13 protein-coding genes are annotated in these 16,541 nt (G+C 56.7%); 11 read left to right on the top strand and 2 right to left on the bottom strand.

Annotated features, from left to right (window positions below; genetic code table 11):
- Positions 1 to 25 precede the first annotated feature (25 nt).
- The 4 genes from DPEP_RS04360 to DPEP_RS04345 are packed head-to-tail and all read left to right on the top strand — an operon-like array spanning position 26 to position 5,046.
- Positions 26 to 388 carry an ornithine aminomutase subunit alpha gene (locus tag DPEP_RS04360; protein ID WP_040383030.1) on the top strand — a complete coding sequence of 121 codons (363 nt, stop codon included), beginning with the start codon at positions 26 to 28 and terminating at the stop codon, positions 386 to 388.
- A gap of 4 nt (positions 389 to 392) precedes the next feature.
- Positions 393 to 2,597 (top strand): D-ornithine 4,5-aminomutase subunit OraE, encoded by a 2,205-nt coding sequence (oraE, locus tag DPEP_RS04355; RefSeq protein ID WP_198003033.1) that lies wholly within the window; start codon positions 393 to 395, stop codon positions 2,595 to 2,597.
- Between the two features lie 4 nt (positions 2,598 to 2,601).
- Positions 2,602 to 3,966 (top strand): GlmL-related ornithine degradation protein, encoded by a 1,365-nt coding sequence (locus DPEP_RS04350; protein WP_005659929.1) that lies wholly within the window; start codon positions 2,602 to 2,604, stop codon positions 3,964 to 3,966.
- 18 nt (positions 3,967 to 3,984) lie between these two features.
- Positions 3,985 to 5,046 (top strand): alanine/ornithine racemase family PLP-dependent enzyme, encoded by a 1,062-nt coding sequence (locus DPEP_RS04345; protein ID WP_005659928.1) that lies wholly within the window; start codon positions 3,985 to 3,987, stop codon positions 5,044 to 5,046.
- A 250-nt stretch (positions 5,047 to 5,296) separates the two neighbouring features.
- Here the strand turns inward: DPEP_RS04345 and DPEP_RS04340 are convergent, their stop codons facing one another.
- Complete coding sequence (locus DPEP_RS04340) at positions 5,297 to 6,640, bottom strand: NAD(P)/FAD-dependent oxidoreductase (RefSeq protein ID WP_198003032.1); 1,344 nt, start codon at positions 6,638 to 6,640, stop codon at positions 5,297 to 5,299.
- A gap of 101 nt (positions 6,641 to 6,741) precedes the next feature.
- On the opposite strand from DPEP_RS04340, the gene corA reads away from it, so the two are divergent.
- From corA to DPEP_RS04305, 7 genes are all read left to right on the top strand, one after another.
- Complete coding sequence (gene corA, locus DPEP_RS04335) at positions 6,742 to 7,821, top strand: magnesium/cobalt transporter CorA (RefSeq protein ID WP_005659924.1); 1,080 nt, start codon at positions 6,742 to 6,744, stop codon at positions 7,819 to 7,821.
- Between the two features lie 177 nt (positions 7,822 to 7,998).
- Positions 7,999 to 8,616: a TetR/AcrR family transcriptional regulator gene (locus DPEP_RS04330; protein WP_005659922.1), complete on the top strand. Its 618-nt coding sequence runs from the start codon at positions 7,999 to 8,001 to the stop codon at positions 8,614 to 8,616.
- Positions 8,591 to 9,754, top strand: coding sequence for an efflux RND transporter periplasmic adaptor subunit (locus tag DPEP_RS04325; protein ID WP_005659921.1), 1,164 nt, complete (start codon positions 8,591 to 8,593; stop codon positions 9,752 to 9,754). Before DPEP_RS04330 ends, DPEP_RS04325 begins: the two co-directional genes overlap by 26 nt.
- Positions 9,739 to 12,816 (top strand): efflux RND transporter permease subunit, encoded by a 3,078-nt coding sequence (locus tag DPEP_RS04320; protein ID WP_005659919.1) that lies wholly within the window; start codon positions 9,739 to 9,741, stop codon positions 12,814 to 12,816. Before DPEP_RS04325 ends, DPEP_RS04320 begins: the two co-directional genes overlap by 16 nt.
- Positions 12,817 to 12,840: 24 nt before the next feature.
- The gene (locus tag DPEP_RS04315) at positions 12,841 to 13,473 is read left to right on the top strand and encodes a transglutaminase-like domain-containing protein (protein ID WP_005659918.1); all 633 of its coding nucleotides are present in this window, start codon (positions 12,841 to 12,843) and stop codon (positions 13,471 to 13,473) included.
- Positions 13,474 to 13,561: 88 nt separating this feature from the next.
- Positions 13,562 to 13,906 carry an ATP-binding cassette domain-containing protein gene (locus DPEP_RS04310; RefSeq protein ID WP_083797520.1) on the top strand — a complete coding sequence of 115 codons (345 nt, stop codon included), beginning with the start codon at positions 13,562 to 13,564 and terminating at the stop codon, positions 13,904 to 13,906.
- The gene (locus DPEP_RS04305) at positions 13,900 to 15,627 is read left to right on the top strand and encodes an ABC transporter ATP-binding protein (RefSeq protein ID WP_005659914.1); all 1,728 of its coding nucleotides are present in this window, start codon (positions 13,900 to 13,902) and stop codon (positions 15,625 to 15,627) included. The genes DPEP_RS04310 and DPEP_RS04305 overlap by 7 nt, the downstream gene beginning before the upstream one ends.
- Positions 15,628 to 15,668: 41 nt before the next feature.
- Here the strand turns inward: DPEP_RS04305 and DPEP_RS04300 are convergent, their stop codons facing one another.
- Positions 15,669 to 16,511 carry a radical SAM protein gene (locus DPEP_RS04300; protein ID WP_005659912.1) on the bottom strand — a complete coding sequence of 281 codons (843 nt, stop codon included), beginning with the start codon at positions 16,509 to 16,511 and terminating at the stop codon, positions 15,669 to 15,671.
- Positions 16,512 to 16,541 lie beyond the last annotated feature (30 nt).

The following is a 16,541-nucleotide window of genomic DNA, read 5'->3' as shown; positions in this document are numbered from 1 at the left end:
CGTAGTATGGGGGGAAAGAGAAAACATGAAAAGAACCGATGATTTTGAGACCAGGCGTAAACACCTGGCGAACCTGACCGAAGAAGAACTTAAGGCCCGTTTTTGGGAGCTGGCCGAGAAGATGGTCGATCCCATGTTGGAGATGGGAAGGACCCACACCACCCCTGCGGTTGAGCGTAGTATCCTCCTCAGGATGGGTTTCTCCAGCCTGGAGGCAAAACCCATAGTCGAGGGAGTCATAGCCAAGGGGCTCATGCCCAAGGGAGCGGGCAACGTGGTCTGGCGTCTATCCAAGAAGCTCGGAGTGTCGCCGAGAGAGGCTGGATTGGCTCTGGCAGAGGGTAAGCACTGGGACGAAGCGGAAACCCTCTTCGAGGAAAGGGGATAGGACCATGACCATGAATCTCGATCCCAACAAGAGGCTGGACGTAAAGGAAATCCTCAAGGACCTGGAGAATTACAGACCGAAGCGTCGTGGATGGCACTGGAGAGAGGGCAGAAACGAGCCCCGTACCGTGGGAGATTTCGAGTATCATGAGACCTCCGAGGGACTCAAGAACTCGATCCCTCTTCCCGGCAGCCGGGGATTCGGCTACATCGACCCCCAGCCGGACTGCGTCATCACCACGGAGATCGCTTCCGGTCGTTTCGAGGACGACATCCGCAGGATGCGTATGGCCGCCTGGCACGGAGCGGACCACCTCATGGTCATCCGTACCGCCGGACAGTCTCACATAGACTCCCTCATAGAGGGAACCACCCAGGGTATCGGCGGAATAGCCGTTACCAGGAAGCAGGTTAGAGCCACCAGAAAGGCCCTCGACGCAGTCGAGGAAGAGGTGGGGCGTCTCATAAACTTCCACTCCTATATCTCCGGCGTCGCGGGACCTGACATAGCCGTCATGTTCGCCGAGGAAGGGGTCAACGGAGCCCATCAGGATCCCCAATACAACATCCTCTACAGAAACGTCAACATGGTCAGGAGCTTCGTGGACGCCTGCGAGGCCAAGAAGATTATGGCCTGGGCGGACATCCTCCAGATCGACGGAGCCCACAACGCCAACGCCACCGCCATGAAGGCCTGGAAGGTCCGTCCGGAACTCATGGTGCAGCATGCCATAAACAGCATCTTCTCCCGTAAGGTGGGGCTGAAACCGGAGAATATCGCTCTCTCCACCGTTCCTCCGACCGCTCCTCCGGCCCCCTGCATGAGGCTCGACCTGCCCTATGCCGTGGCTCTCAGGGACTTTTTCAGCGACTACAAGATGAGAGCCCAGCAGAACACCAAGTACATGGAGTCGGACCTCAGGGAGGCCTCTGTCACCCACACTCTGAACCTGGTCATCTCCAGGCTCACCAGCGCCGACATCCAGTCCACCATAACCCCCGACGAAGGCCGTAACGTGCCGTGGCATTACAACAACGTGGCGGGGGTCAACACGGCCAGACACGCCCTCAACGGTCTCGACGGATTCAGAGAGATGGTCAAGCTCGACAGAGAGGGACCTCTGGGCGACGTCGTCCGTGAGCTGAAAGAGAGGGCGGTCCTCTTCATGGAGGAGATCCTGGAGGTCGGAGGCTACTTCAAGGCTGTCGAGGACGGCTTCTTCGTCGACAGCGGCTATTATCCCGAGCGTAACGGCGACGGAATAGCCCGCCAGGCCGACGGCGGAGTCGGAGCGGGAATGCTCTTCCAGCGCGATCCTGACTACTTCGCCCCAGTGTCGGTTCACTACGGCTACAACTGCATCCCCGAGGAGTTCGACGGCAAGGCCTCCGCCGCCATAGGGGGAGACACCTTCGAGGATCCCTCCAAGATAATCTTCATAGACGAGCTGGACGAACACGACAACGTCAACGTCCGTCTCGCCGATCTGGAGAAATACTACGAGACCAACCTCATCAAGCCCGAGGTCGAGTGGAGGGCGGATGGAATAATCGCCGTCAACCTCTTCCTGCCGGTGGACGAGCGCACCGCCGAGTTCGCTGCCATAAAGTGCGGCGAGAAGATGGGCCTGGAGGACGTCACGGTCGTCCATAAATTGGCCATGCACCCCTCCGAGGGAACCTATGTCGAGTTCAAGGGCAAGGTCAAGTTCGACATAGACATAAACGAACTGGTCATCCCCGAGAAGGAGGAGACCCTGTCGGAGGAGGAGATCCGGGCGGACATAGCCGAGAACCCGATCTTCGTCGTAGCCGCCACGGTCGGTCAGGACGAGCACTCGGTCGGACTGAAGGAAACCCTGGACATAAAACACGGTGGAATCGAGGGATACGGCATAAAGTACCTCTACCTCGGCACCTCCTGTCCGGTGGAGAAACTGGTGGACGCCGCCATAGAGACCAACGCCGACGCCATACTGGCCTCGACCATAATCACCCACGACGACGTTCACATCAAGAACATGCGCAAGCTTCACGAGCTCTGCGTGGAGAAGGGCATCCGGGATAAGGTGATACTGGCCTGCGGCGGAACCCAGGTTACCAACGAGATAGCCAAGGACGCCGGAATGGACGCCGGTTTCGGCCGGGGATCCAAGGGCATCGACGTAGCCAGCTTCCTTATCAAGTACCGTAGAGGACAGGTGGACTAAAAAGATGAAAGTAGCCGTGTTGGTCGCGGAAATAGGGAGCACCACCACGGTGGTCAACGCCTTCGACGGTATCGGCGGTCCCTGCCCCAGTTTCATCGGGCAGGGACAGTCCTACACGTCGGTACTGGAAGGCGATGTCACCGTCGGCCTGAGAGGCGCCGTAGAAGACCTGAAATCCAATCTGGGGATCGAAGATCTATCCTGGGACGAGATGCTTGCCACCTCCAGCGCCGCCGGGGGTCTCAGAATGAGCGTCCACGGCCTGGTCTACGACATGACGGTGAGAGCCGCCAAGGAGGCGGCCCTCGGTGCGGGAGGTATACTCAAGCACGTCACGGCGGGAAAGATGCGTCGTACCGACCTGAAAAAGATCTCCGAGATAAAGCCCAACATAATACTTGTGGCCGGAGGGGTCGACTACGGCGAAAGGGACACGGCGCTTCATAATTTCGAGCTGGTAGCGGAGCTCGGACTGGAGATCCCGGTCATATACGCTGGAAACGTCGAAAACCAGGAAGAGGTAAAAGAGATCGCCGAGGAAAAGGGAATCAGACTCTACGTGGTGGAGAACGTCTATCCCAGGGTCGACCAGCTCAACGTCGAGCCCACCAGAGCGGTCATTCAGCAGGTCTTCGAGGAGCACATCATCCACGCTCCCGGAATGACCACCGTTCGAGACATGATAGACGGCCCCATCCTGCCGACCCCCGGGGCGGTCATGGAGGCCGCCAAGGTGCTCAAGGAAGCCATAGGCGACCTGGTCATCTTCGACGTCGGCGGAGCCACCACCGACGTCCACTCGGTCACAGAGGGAAGCGAGGAGATCTCCCGGCTTCTGGTGAGCCCCGAGCCCGAGGCCAAGAGGACCGTCGAGGGAGACCTGGGAGTCTACGTCAACATGAGACACATAGTCGAGACCATGGGTCGAGACGAGCTGATCAAGGACTTCCCCGACCTGGACGAACTCCTGGAGAGCGCCAAGGCCATACCGGACACGGATCGGGCCAAGGTGTTCGTCGAGAGGCTGGCTCAGGAAGCCATGTTGACCGCCATGGAGAGACACGCCGGAAGGCTTCGCCAGCTCTACGGTGCCTCCGGCAAGAGGACCATCGCCGAGGGCAAGGACCTCACCGCGGTAAAATACGTCATAGGAACGGGAGGGGCCCTCACCAGACTCCCTCAGCACAGAAAGATACTCTCCACCGCCACCACCCACGGCAAGGGACTGGAGTTGTTCCCCAAATCGGACGCTAAGATACTGGTGGACAACGACTACATAATGGCATCCCTGGGAGTGCTGTCAAAACGCTATCCCGAGGACGCCCTGAAGCTCATGCTTTCGAGCCTGCACTGGGACGAGAAAGACTGAACCGAGGAGGGAAAGGTAATGAGATATCCCGCGCTTATAGTGGACAGGGAGAAGCTTAAGGAGAACACCTCGAAGCTCGCCAAGGAGTGCCACGATCGGGGGATCAAGGTCGCCGCGGTCAGCAAGGTGTACTGCGGAATGCCTGAGATAGCCTCGGTCCAGGCAGAGTCGGGAGTCGACTGGATCGCCGACAGTCGTCTGGAGAACCTGGCCAAGATGAGGGATATCGACATACCAAAGATACTCCTCCGGCTTCCCATGATCTCCCAGGCCCGAGAGACGGTAGAGCTCGCCGACATGAGCTTCGTCTCCGAGGTGGACACCTGCCGGGCCCTGTCGAAGGCCGCAGTGGCTATGAAAAAGGAACACCAGGTGCTGCTCATGGTGGATGTAGGAGACCTCCGGGAAGGGGTTTGGCCCGACAGGGCTGTGGATACCGCCCGGGAAATAGCGTCCATGCCGGGGCTGATCCTGAAGGGAATCGGGACCAACCTCAGCTGCTACGGAGCGGTGCTTCCCAGTCCGGAAAACCTGGGACAGCTTGTCTCGGTCGCCGACTCCATAGAGTCCGAATGCGGAATCCATCTCGACATAGTCTCCGGAGGAAACTCGTCCTCCATAAGACTGCTTCTCTCAGGGGGCATCCCGGAGAGGATCAACATGCTCCGCCTGGGCGAGTCCATGACCATAGGCAAGGAGACCGCCGACTGCACCGTGATTCCCGGGCTACACAGCGACGTCTTCACCTTCGCCGCCGAGGTCATAGAGCTCAAGACCAAGCCATCGATCCCCATAGGTAAAAAGGGACTGGACGCCTTCGGTCACGAGCCGGTCTTCGAGGACAGAGGTCTCAGAAAGAGGGCCATCGTCGCGGTGGGTCAGCAGGACATGAGGCTCGACGCCATCTCTCCGAGGGACAAGAAGACCGATATCCTCGGAGCCAGCAGCGACCACATGATACTTGACGTGACCGACGGCGAGAGGGACCTGAAGATAGGCGACGTGATTGAGTTCGACCTGTCCTACGGAGGGGTTCTGGCCGCCAGTACCAGTTCCTACGTCACCAAGGTCTTGCTTTAAGGGCATATCTAAAAACGCTGATCCTCGTAGAGGTCGTTCCGACGGAGCCCGTTCGAGCCCGTCTTTTCGACCTGCCGTCGTGTAGTACGAATGGGGCGACAGGACGTCGCCCCAAGCCGAGGGGGCACAGGACGTGCCCTCCGAGGCGGTCCGTACGAAACAGGCAGGTCGAAAAGACGCTCGGGCGAGACAGGGCGCAGGCGGGACGACCTCTACGAGGTGACTCGGATGTTAGTTTTTAGAGGTGCCTTTAAAGCTTGCTCCATCCGTCCTCTGCCGCCGCCACTATGGCGTTGGAGGCTGGGAAAAAGGTCTGCCAGGGCTGGGAGCAGTAGTCGAAAGACATCAGATCCTTCACGGAGAAACCGGCCTTTATTGCCATGGTCAGAGTGTCGATCCTCTCCGCTACCGCCTCGCCTCCGACAACCTGGCCCCCCACCAGTTTGCCCTCCTCGGTGAATATCAACTTCACCGTCACCTCGGTGGCTCCGGGCATCATGGGGAACCTGGTGGTGGTCTTACCCTTTCCCGTAACCACCTTCATCCCCTTCTTTACGCAGGTCTCCTCGGAAAAGCCCACTCCTCCGATTCTCAGGGGATCGACGACGGTGGCTGCTCCGTTGACGAAGCCGTCGTAGGTCCAGTTCGTTCCCATCATGTTTCTGGCCGCCACCTTGGCCATGGGAACAGCGTTGGTCGCCAGCTTGCCTCCGATGATCTCCTCGTCCAGGAAGGATCGATACTGACACACGTCCCCGGCGGCCCATACGTCGGGAACTCCTGTCTCCATCCTCTCGTTGACCAGTATCCCCATAGGCCCTATGGGGATCTCCGTTCCCTTCAATATGTCCACCTCGGGCCTTACTCCTACGGAGACTATGATCAGATCGTCCTCCCCTTCGTCGTTGAGAACGATCTCCCTTTCGTCGGACAAAACGGCCTTGGATACGACCTCGCCTCTTCTCTCGAGGGAATCTACCCCCACTCCGGTGATCAGATCTATTCCCTTATCCCTCAGCCCTGCCTCGACCTCCGAGACCATATCTCCGTCCATCATGGCGGGAAGAACGTGCTTCGCCATCTCCACCATGTAGGTGTCCAGCCCCCTCTTTTTGAGGGCCTGGGCCATCTCTATGCCGATGTTTCCGGCCCCTATAACTAAAGCCTTCCGAGAGCCGGGGGTTATTGCCTTCAGTATGGCCCTTAGATCCTCCTCGGTCTTTACGGGAAAGGTGTTTTTAGCCCCTGCCATTCCCTCCAGAGGGGGCATAACCGGCCTGGCTCCCAGGGCGATGAGAAGCTTGTCGTAGGGCAGTTCGTCGCCGGAGGAGACCTTCACCGTCTTCTTGTCGAAATCCACCTCGGTGGCACTGTCCTTTATCAGCTTGGTCCCGGTCTCTGTGACTATGTCGTCCGACTTGCACACCCCGTCGGCCTCCAAAAGCCCCTCGACCACGTAGGGAATGGCGCAATAGATCAGGCTGGAGGGCTCGGGCCTCACCATGGTGACGTCCCAATCCGGCTTGTTCTTCCTCAACATCTTGGAGGCGGTTATACCAGCCGGGCCTCCTCCTAAAATAACGATCTTCTCCACCAAGACCACTCTCCTTCCAGAATATCTGGAGGCAATATACCACCATGGGGTATATTGCACAAGTGCCGGATAACATAAAATGATCTAGGGGGGAATGAACGATGAATAAAAGAAAGAGAAAAAAGTGGTCTGCCCGTCAGAGCTCCAAAAGAGGAACCGTTCCGGGAACTCCGGTCTTCATCGGAGAATCCAGGTCCGAGGCCGTCCGAATAGGATCGATCAGTTACGATAGGGGAGATCTGGTCGAGAAGGGTGCCCTCTCCCTCGACGATGTTCATAGGCCATACCGATCGGAAGGGGTCACATGGATCAACGTGGACGGCATTCACGACCTGAAGGTGATGGATGCTCTGGGCAAAAGGTTCGGCCTTCATCCTCTGACGATAGAGGACTTGATGAACACGTCTCAGAGGCCCAAGGCAGAGGTTTTTCCCGACTACCTTTTTCTGGTTATGAAGATGATGAACTACAACGACGAGACCAACTCGGTGGACGTCGAGCACGTCAGCCTGATCCTAGGAGAGGGATATGTACTCTCCTTTCAGGAAAAAGAGGGAGACGTGTTCGAGCCGGTTCGGGAGAGGCTGAGGGCCTCCAGGGGGAGGTTGAGGGGCAACGGATCGGACTACCTGGCCTACGCCCTTATGGACGCGGTGGTGGACCATTACTTCCTTTCGGTGGAGCGTATCGGAGATGTCATAGAGGACATGGACGACAGGCTGCTTAGCGACCCCAGGTCCGACGATCTCCAGAGGATACACGAACTCAAGAGAGACGTCATGACCCTCAGAAAGGCGGTCTGGCCTCTCAGGGAGGCGGTGGGAAAACTCCAGAAATCGGATGCATCGTTTTTTGGAAACGACCTCGACGCGTTTCTTCGGGATCTCTACGACCACACGATCCAGGTTATAGACATGGTCGAGTCCTCCCGGGAGCTTCTGACCGGAATGCACGATACATATCTATCCAGCGTCAGTAACAGGATGAACGAGGTAATGAAGGTACTGACGGTGATAGCCACCATATTCATTCCCCTTACCTTCATAGCCGGGGTCTACGGCATGAACTTCAAGTACATGCCAGAGCTGGACTGGCGTTTTTCCTATCCGGTGGTCTGGATCGTTATGATAGCCGTCGGAGCCGGGATGGTGGCCTACTTCAGGAGGAAAAAGTGGCTATAGGACACCTTTAAAACGCTCGGACGAGAGTTTCCAAATGTATCATATAGCGAGGCAAAAATAGAGGTTTGCCGAATTAAATTCGGTGGATCTCTTTTTTTGTGTTTGACATATGACTGACAGTCAGTCATAATTCGGCTCGAGAGTTTGATGAATAATACTTTTTGGGAGTGAGACATCATGCAGGGGAAGAAAGAGGACAAAAAGACTAGACGCAGGAGGGAGATCGTCAAGGCAGCCTGGGAGCTCTTCGGGGAAAAGGGTTTCGACGGCACCACCATAGACGACATGACCGATAGGGCCGGGGTATCCCATGGAACCTTCTACCTTTATTTCTCGTCGAAAGAGGATATCCTTCGCTATCTAGGGGAGGATGTACAGGAGGAGATGCTGTCCGGATCAAGGGAAATAGCTGCGATGAAGGAGCTTTCTCCTCAGGAACGTCTGTTTAGGATAGTCAAATACCTTCTGACCATTCACGAAGGCCAAGAGTTTCGGATGGACCTGCACGACGTGATCCATCGAAAGATACACGACAAGTTGAAGGATGACGCGATAGAGCTTTTTCTTCCTCTGATTACCTCGCTGGTAGAGGAGGGAGTTGAGGCGGGCCAGATGAATATATCCCGGCCCAGAGAGACCGCCACCTATCTGGTCCTTTTGGTGGCGGAGCTTGAGCACAGCGTCGACCAATGGGAGGGTGAAGAGGCCCGTAAAAGGGCCTCCGAGGCCCTTAGAGAGCTTTTGATACGCACCATCGGAGGTGATGAACATGTTTTTCAGGAGGATTTCTTCTGATGAAAAAAGGCGGTCCGTCGTCGGCTCCCTGCTGAGAAAGTTCGGTGTCGCATGCGGTTTCTGCCTGTGGATAGGGGGTCTCTTCGTCCTGTATAAGAACGGAAATGCCCTGGAGACCCTCTCGGCGGAGGGAAAGGAAGGCACGAAGGCCGTTTCTGTCATGGCTATATCGATCGAGGCGGCTCCGCCGTTCAGGGAGGTGCGTTTTTTCGGGGTCACCCGCTCTCTGAAGCAGGCGGTCATAGCTCCTCTCGTGTCCGGAAGGCTCGATAGCCGATCGGTCGAGGTGGGAGACGCCGTTCGTTCCAAAGAGGAGATCGCCAGGATCGACTCGAGCGAGTATTCCCATCTAGTGGCGATGAAAAAGGCGGCTCTTTCCGAGGGGATGGCCGCTTTGAATCAGGGAGAGGCCGATCTCGAGAGGACCAGTGGGCTATATCGGGAAAAAGTCGTCTCCACCCAGAATATGGAGAGACAGAGCACCTCGGTTAGCAGGCTCCGGGCCAACTGCGAGGTCCTGAAAAGCCAGTTGAAGGAGGCGGAGAGAAAGCTGAAGGAGACCCATATCCGAGCCCCCTTCGACGGAGTGGTGACAAGGGTCTGTTCCGAGCCGGGAGAATATCTGACTCCGGGAACCCCGGTAGTCGAGCTGGCAAATAGAGACGTCGAGTTACAGATATCCGTTCCAGAGACCATGTTGGGCTCGGTGAAAAAGGGGGTAACCCTAAAGATCAATTTCCCGATGCTCGGCGAGAAGGAGATCTCCGGAAAGGTCCTTTCAGTGGGAGATGCTTTGGGAGACGACCAGAAAGGGGTCCTCTTTCCGGTGAAGATAGGGCTCTCTCAGGTGGAATGGCTTCGTTCGGGCATGACAGCCGAGGCGATCTTCGAGCTACCGGTTAAAGGGCGTTTCCTCGTTCCTGTGGCGGCCGTATGCAACGGAGACGGCGAGAGCAACTCGGTCTTCGTGGTCAGAGACGGAGTCGCCGTAAGGGTTCCGGTTCGGCCCGAGGAGGCGATAGGTGATTCGGTGACGGTAGAGGGCGACATGAAAGAAGGAGAGCTCGTGATAATAGGCGGACACGCCTTTCTCTCCGACGGCGATATCGTGGCGGTTCGGCTATGGAATGGATCGTAAGGATTCTACGGCAGCGCAAGGTCGTCTACAGCCTGTTTCTGGGGGCCGCCTTGTTGGGGGTTTTGGCCTGGGTCTCCATGCCGAGAGAAGAGGATCCTCCTCTCTCCTACAGGGCCGGCATGATCCAGGCGGTCTTTCCCGGGGCCGATGCCGAGTCGGTGGAACGACTGGTGGTGATCCCGCTGGAACGTCGGCTTTCTCAGGTGAAGGAGGTAAAGAGGGTCAAGGTGACCGCCCGTCGGGGCAGCGCTCTTTTTCTCATTCACCTTCACGACGAAGTGATGGACAGCATCGCCGCCTGGGACGAGGTCCGTCGGGCTATGGAAAAGGCCAGGCCCGATCTTCCGTCGGAGGTTACCGGTCTGGTTCTGGACGACCGCATGATGGATTACGAGTCCATCGTGGTGGCTATAGGCGGAACGTCCGATCTACTCGAGCTTCGAAACGGCGCCATAGCCCTGGAAAAGGAGCTTCTGAGGCTTCCGTCGGTGTCTCGGGTGCTGAGGATCGCCGATCCGGGTGAACAGATAACCGTGGCCTACGACGACTCCACAGCCGAACGTATGGGGCTGAGCCCTCGGAATCTTCGTCAGGCTCTGTCCATGCAGAACAGGACCATGCCGGGAGGAAGCCTGGTAATGGGAGAAAAGAGCGCCGCACTTCAGGCCCATACGGAGTTCAAGAGCATCGTCGAGATAGAGGACACCCCGGTCAGACTTCCGTCGGGAGAAACCGTTCCTCTGAAAACCATAGCCAAGGTCATACACGGTCCCTCCGAGCCCGCTCGGGATCGTATGAGATATATGGGTAATCCGGCGGTAGGTCTGGGTATAGTTCCGGTTACGCCGGTCAACTCCATCGAGTTCGGCAAGGACGTAAGAAAAATCCTGGAGAGGATGAGGGAAAAACTTTCTCCCCTGGAGATAGAGGAGGTGTCCTTTCAGCCTCACTACGTCGATCTGAGGCTCAAGGGTCTGTCCAACTCCCTTTTGATGAGCATGGTCCTGGTCGGAGGGATACTGTGCTTCTCCGTCGGGTTTCGAATGGGAATGGTGGTCAGCTCGGTGATTCCACTGATAGTCCTCTCCTCTCTGGGTTTCTACGCACTCTGCGGAGGGGTGCTGAACCAGATCTCCATAGCCGCCTTCGTGATAGCCCTTGGCATGTTGGTGGATAACGCCATAGTTATGGCCGAGAGCGTTGAGGTGAGGATGAAAAACGGCAGCGGCGGAATGGACGCGGCGGTGGATTCTGTAAGAGAGCTGGGATCGCCGCTTCTCGCCGCTACTGGAACGACCGTCGCGGCATTTCTTCCTCTCTGGATGGCTCACGGTCAGGCCGCCGAGTTTCTTCGAGCCATTCCTCAGGTCGTTACCCTGACCCTTTTCCTGAGTCTGCTGGCGGCGATGATCGTCACCCCTACTCTGGCGGCACTGGCCTTCAGAAAAAGCCGAGGAAACACGGCCGACTACGGTGGACGGTTCAATCTCGGCAGGGCCATAGGGGCTTTCTCCTCCAAGCACGCCGTACTGATCCTGTTGATGAGTCTCTCCCTTTTGCTGGTAGTCGGAGGTTACGGCAAGCACGTCCGCAAGAATTTCTTCCCCGGCGCCGACCGCAACGTGGTCATGGTAGACCTGTTTCTTCCGGAAGGTGCGGACATCCACGCCATAGACGGCATAGTGGGGAAGGTGGAACGACATCTGAAAAACGAGGTCCCGTCGGTCTCACGGGTGGCCTCTTTCATAGGCAGAGGGGCTCCCAGATTCTACGCCAACATCGTACCGGCCCCCAGAAATCCACACAGGGCCCAGATGATACTTTTCACGACGTCTCAGTCGCAAAACCACTCGGTCGTAGGTGAGATACGCTCCTACCTGGGAGAGGAAATTCCTCAGGTGAACTCGGTGGTCCAGGAACTGGTTTTGGGAACCCCTGTGGACGCTCCGGTGGAGATCCGGCTGTACGGAAACTCCCTTAAAGACCTGAGATTCGGAGCGGAGAGGGTCATGGAGGCGATGAAACGGATCCCTGGAATGGTGGACTTGAGGCATACGTTGGGAAACGGAAACCCGTCTTTGGAGTTCGACGTTTCCTCCGGGGCGGCGTTTCGCTACGGCCTGTACAGGGATCAGGTGGCTCAGGTTCTTTCGGGGCGGACGCTGGGACTGCCCGCCGGTGAATATCGCCAGGAAGAGGAGCCGGTGCCTATAGTCCTACGCTCCGAGAAGGGGGTGTTTTTCGGTGCCGATCGTGTCTCCTCGGTCTTGATGGATTCTTCCACCGGTGTTCCTCTTCAGACCGTGGCTCCCACTGAAATCGCCTGGCATCCCTCGGCTATATCCCGAAGGAACAGGGAACGATACGTGGCGGTTCAGTCCAATCTGGAAGACGGTTACGTCTACAGCGACGTAATGACTCGGCTGCTGCCGATTCTTTCTGAGACGGATCTCCCCGAAGGAGTCCGTTTCGAGATAGGAGGTGAGGCGGAGGCCTCCGGAGAGGCTCAGGGCTCCTTCAGCCTGGCCGCTCCTTTCGGACTGATAGTCCTCGTAGGCATACTTCTGGCGGGGTTCCGCTCGTTCCGCAAGGTCGGCATGGTCCTGGCAACTATCCCGCTGGCGTCTTTGGGGGTCATACCGGGGCTTCTGTTGTCCGGGGAACCCTTCGGCCTGATGTCCCTGCTTGGGGTGATAGCCCTGGCCGGAATAGTGGTGAACAACGCCATAGTGCTGTTGGACGTGGTGGAGCTTCGGCGTAAAAAAGGTCTTTCGGTTCATGAAGCTCTCACGAAGGCGGTGGAGGAACGGATCCGTCCCATACTGCTGACCAGCGGAACCACCGCGGCCGGGCTGTTCCCTCTGGCCTTCTCCTCGTCCAACCTCTGGCCTCCCATGGCCTGGGCCATGATATCCGGTCTGTGTGCCTCGACCGCACTGACCCTCTTCGTGATTCCCGCCATGTACAGGGTCCTCTATCCGGAAAAAAGCGTTTTCGCCCGACTCCTCGGGCTGATCAGAGTTCTTGTCGGCACGAAGGCGGTTCGAAACGATCAAATATAGCAGCTAAAGAAAGGGGTTTTTATCTTGAACAAGGTAACTACTATAACGGAGAATTTGGTGAAGGATTGCTCTACGGACATCGAGAAGATGGAAAAAATATATCTTTTCGTGAGAGACGAGATAGTCTTCGACATGATGTCCGGAATGCTGGTGTCCTCCGATGAGGTCCTTACGATGGGTCGTGGTTCCTGCATGAACAAGGCGGTTCTCCTGAAGGATATGGCGAAAGCCGCGGGTATCCCATCCAGACTGCACTTCATGGAGGTTCGGAAGGAGGCCTTGGAGGATCTTCTTCATCCGGGAGCCTATAAACTGTGGCCCGATAGCTTCCTGCACACCTATCCGGAGGTTCGACTTTCGGATGAATGGGTGTCCATGGAGGCCACCTTCGACGCTCCTCTGCACGAAAAACTTCTGGAAAAGCGGTTGAACTTCGGCAAACACGAAGAACGAAGGAATAACAGCATAGAGTTTTCCTCCAAAGGCGTTGTAGGAGCTCAACAGGGCACGGCGGTAGAGGGAGCCGAGCCTATCTTTGCCGATGATCTGCTTCCTCTGAAAAGGCATCTGGAAGAAGTTCCCGATTGGCTTGCCGAGATGGTCCCCTACCTCTGCGATATCTCCAGTAAATGGGTGAGAGAAAAAGTTCGTTCCTGATTTCTGCGGTGAATACCCCCTCTGACTCTACGACAAGGGGGTATTCCTTATGTGATTACTTTTCTATTTAGCAGAGGGAGGATCCAGGCTGTCCGGCGGGGAGAAGCAGAGGATTTCCATCGCCAGAATGATATTGAAGGACACCCCCATCGTCATCCTGGACGAGGCCACCGCCGCCATAGATCCTTACAACGAACACCTTATTCAGATGGCCTTGGACAGCCTGACGAAGGAGAAAACGGTCATAGTAATAGCCCATAACCTGAAGGCCATCAGGAACGCCGATTCGATAGTTGTGATGGAGGACGGCAGAGTGGAGTGCAGAGGCTCCCACGACGATCTGCTGAAGACCAGCCGTCTCTACCGGGAGATGTTCGACTCCCGGATCGATGCTGATCGGTGGAGATTGAAAGAGGAGGCGAAGGCATGTTAGCGGCTTTGATAAAGGATCTGACCGGGGAGTCTAAACTGTGTATGTCGCTGGCCATGGCGTCCTTCACAGTGGGATCCCTTTTAAACGTGGGGATAACCATGGCAGCCCTGGACGGACTCAGACAGGTAGGCATGGGAATGCCCTTGGATTTGTGGCGTTTCGCCTTCGAGCTCGTCGGGTTGTTCGTGGCCAAGGGAGTCGCCAACCTGGTGGCGGAGATAGCCCAGCATCAGGCCGGTTTCGACACGGTCGCGACAGTCAGGGAGAGGCTCATCCGCACCATGAAGAGGATCTATCTTGGGTTCTACACAGATGAAAGAATAGGAGAGCTTAACACGGTTATCCAGAAAGACGTGGGGAACCTTCAGCCGGTGGTGGTCCACTTCTGGTCCAAGACGGTCAGCAGCATCGTCGTAGCGGCGATCGTGGGAGGCGGACTCTTCTACGTGGACTGGAGAATGGGGTTGGCCATGGTGTCACTGATCCCCGTCGCTTTGTTCGTGATGTATTCCGGTATCGAGTCCAGCGGCAGATTGCAGAAAGAGACCCAGAACGACCTGGCCGACATGGTCAGTCTCTTCGTCGAGTACACCAAGGGGATCCCTCTGGTTAAGGCCTTCGGTGCAAGCTCGTCCTTCGAGAAGAAGCTCGGAAATAGCATGTTGAAATTCGGCGAAAGCAGCAAAGCCATATCCCGATCGGTTGCAGGATATATGGGCAGATATTTTCTCTTTTTGGACCTGTCCTACGGCGTTATGGTGACGGTGGGGGCCCTGCTGGTCTTCGGAGGCAAGGCGGAGGTCTTCGACTACATCCTGTTCGTCGTCCTCAGCCGAGAGTTCTACCGGCCCTTTGCGGAGCTTGAGAACTACTGGATCAATTTCATAAAGGGAAAGGACAGTTACGGCAGAATCTCCAAGGTGCTGAACGCTCCCACCATAAAACCGGCATCCCGTAGAAAAAGCCCCGTCGGCATGGACCTTCGTTTTCAAAATGTCGACTTTTCCTACGGCAAGGAGGACTTCGAGTTAAAGAACGTGGACCTGGACGTGGAGGGCAACTCTCTGATCGCCCTGGTAGGTCCGTCCGGAGGGGGTAAGAGCACCATCGCCAACCTCATCCTCCGGTTCTGGGACGTGAGGAAGGGTCGGATACTGGCGGGAGGAGTGGACATAAGGGAAATCGACTACGACGACTTTCTGTCCAACGTCAGCGTCGTGATGCAGAACGTGATTCTCTTCGAGGACACCATCTTCGAGAACATCCGGATAGGCAGAAGAAACGCCTCTAGGGAGGAAGTCGTAGAGGCCGCCAAGAAGGCCATGATACACGACTTCATAGCTGGACTGCCCAAGGGCTACGATACCCCGGTGGGGGAGAACGGAGTGGGTCTCTCCGGTGGACAGAGACAGAGGATCTCCATAGCCCGGGCACTGCTCAGGGACGCTCCTCTGGTGATTCTGGACGAGATGACAAGCGGCCTGGACCCGATAAACGAGGTCAAGATACAGAGGGCTATAGACAACCTGACCGCCAGCAAGACGGTGGTGGTAATAGCCCATCATCTCAAGACGATCCGAAACGCCGACAGAATAGTGGTGTTGAAGGACGGCAGGATAGTTGAGACGGGAAAACACGACGATCTGCTCAAAAAGGGTGGTCTCTACAGCGAATTGTGGGAGGCCCAGGAGAAGGCGCAGGACTGGGAGTGCGCCGTGTAGGTCGTTTTACTGACGAAAAAATCCGATGTGTTTTATGGTTTTCAGAAATACACCCCGAACCTGAGTCCCAGTTTTCTGCAGTGGGAGCGGATCTCCCATGAGAGCTCGTCCCAGTAGCCGTAGTCTTTTTCCACGAAGATTCGGCGATACAGCGGGATCAGTTCGGGATATTCCCTCCGTATCATCTCCAGCACCCTGGGCCTGAAGGGGCCGTTCAACTTCAGGTTCTCGAAACCGTACTCGCAGGTCCAGGGTCTGGTCGCATCGATCACCGCCCTGAAGTCGGTTATTCCCGGAAAGATGGGGGACATGAAGATCCAGGTCTCGAGCCCCGCCTCTCTCAGCAGCCTGAGGGCCTCCAGTCTTTTCCTTACCGAGGAGGCCCTGGGCTCCGCCTTAACTCTGAACGATTCGTCCAGAGAGTTCATCGAGATTCCCACCTTGGCCTTCAGCTTCAAAAGCAGATCTATGTCTCGGACCACCGCGTATCCCTTGGTCAGTATCATAAGGTCGAAATCGCACTGGCTGAAGACCATGTCCTCCAGTATCTCTCTGGTGGCCTCGAAGCGAAGTTCCAGCGGGTTGTAGCCGTCGGTGGAGGAACACATCACCACGGTCTTTCCCTGCATCTTCTTGTAGGGGAGCCTGGCGTGACACCTCTTGAGGTCCACGAAGTCGCCCCAATCCTCGGTGTGGTCGGTGTGCTGCTTTATGAACTCGGCGTAGCAGTATATACATTTGTGGGGGCATCCCACGTAGGGGTTCACCGTGAAGTCCACGCCGGGAATTTTCGAGACGGAGATCAGGCTTTTGGTCCATACCTGGCCGACGGCGATTTTTCCATGGGCGGTATCGCCGTCTTTTTCATCTCGGTCGAGCGTCATGACATGGACCTCCCTTCCTTTTCTACGGAG

The organism is Dethiosulfovibrio peptidovorans DSM 11002, assembly GCF_000172975.1.
In the GTDB taxonomy this organism is placed as follows: Bacteria; Synergistota; Synergistia; order Synergistales; family Dethiosulfovibrionaceae; genus Dethiosulfovibrio; species Dethiosulfovibrio peptidovorans.
Note: the sequence above shows the minus strand (reverse complement) of the source record. Positions and strands in the feature narration are given on the sequence as shown.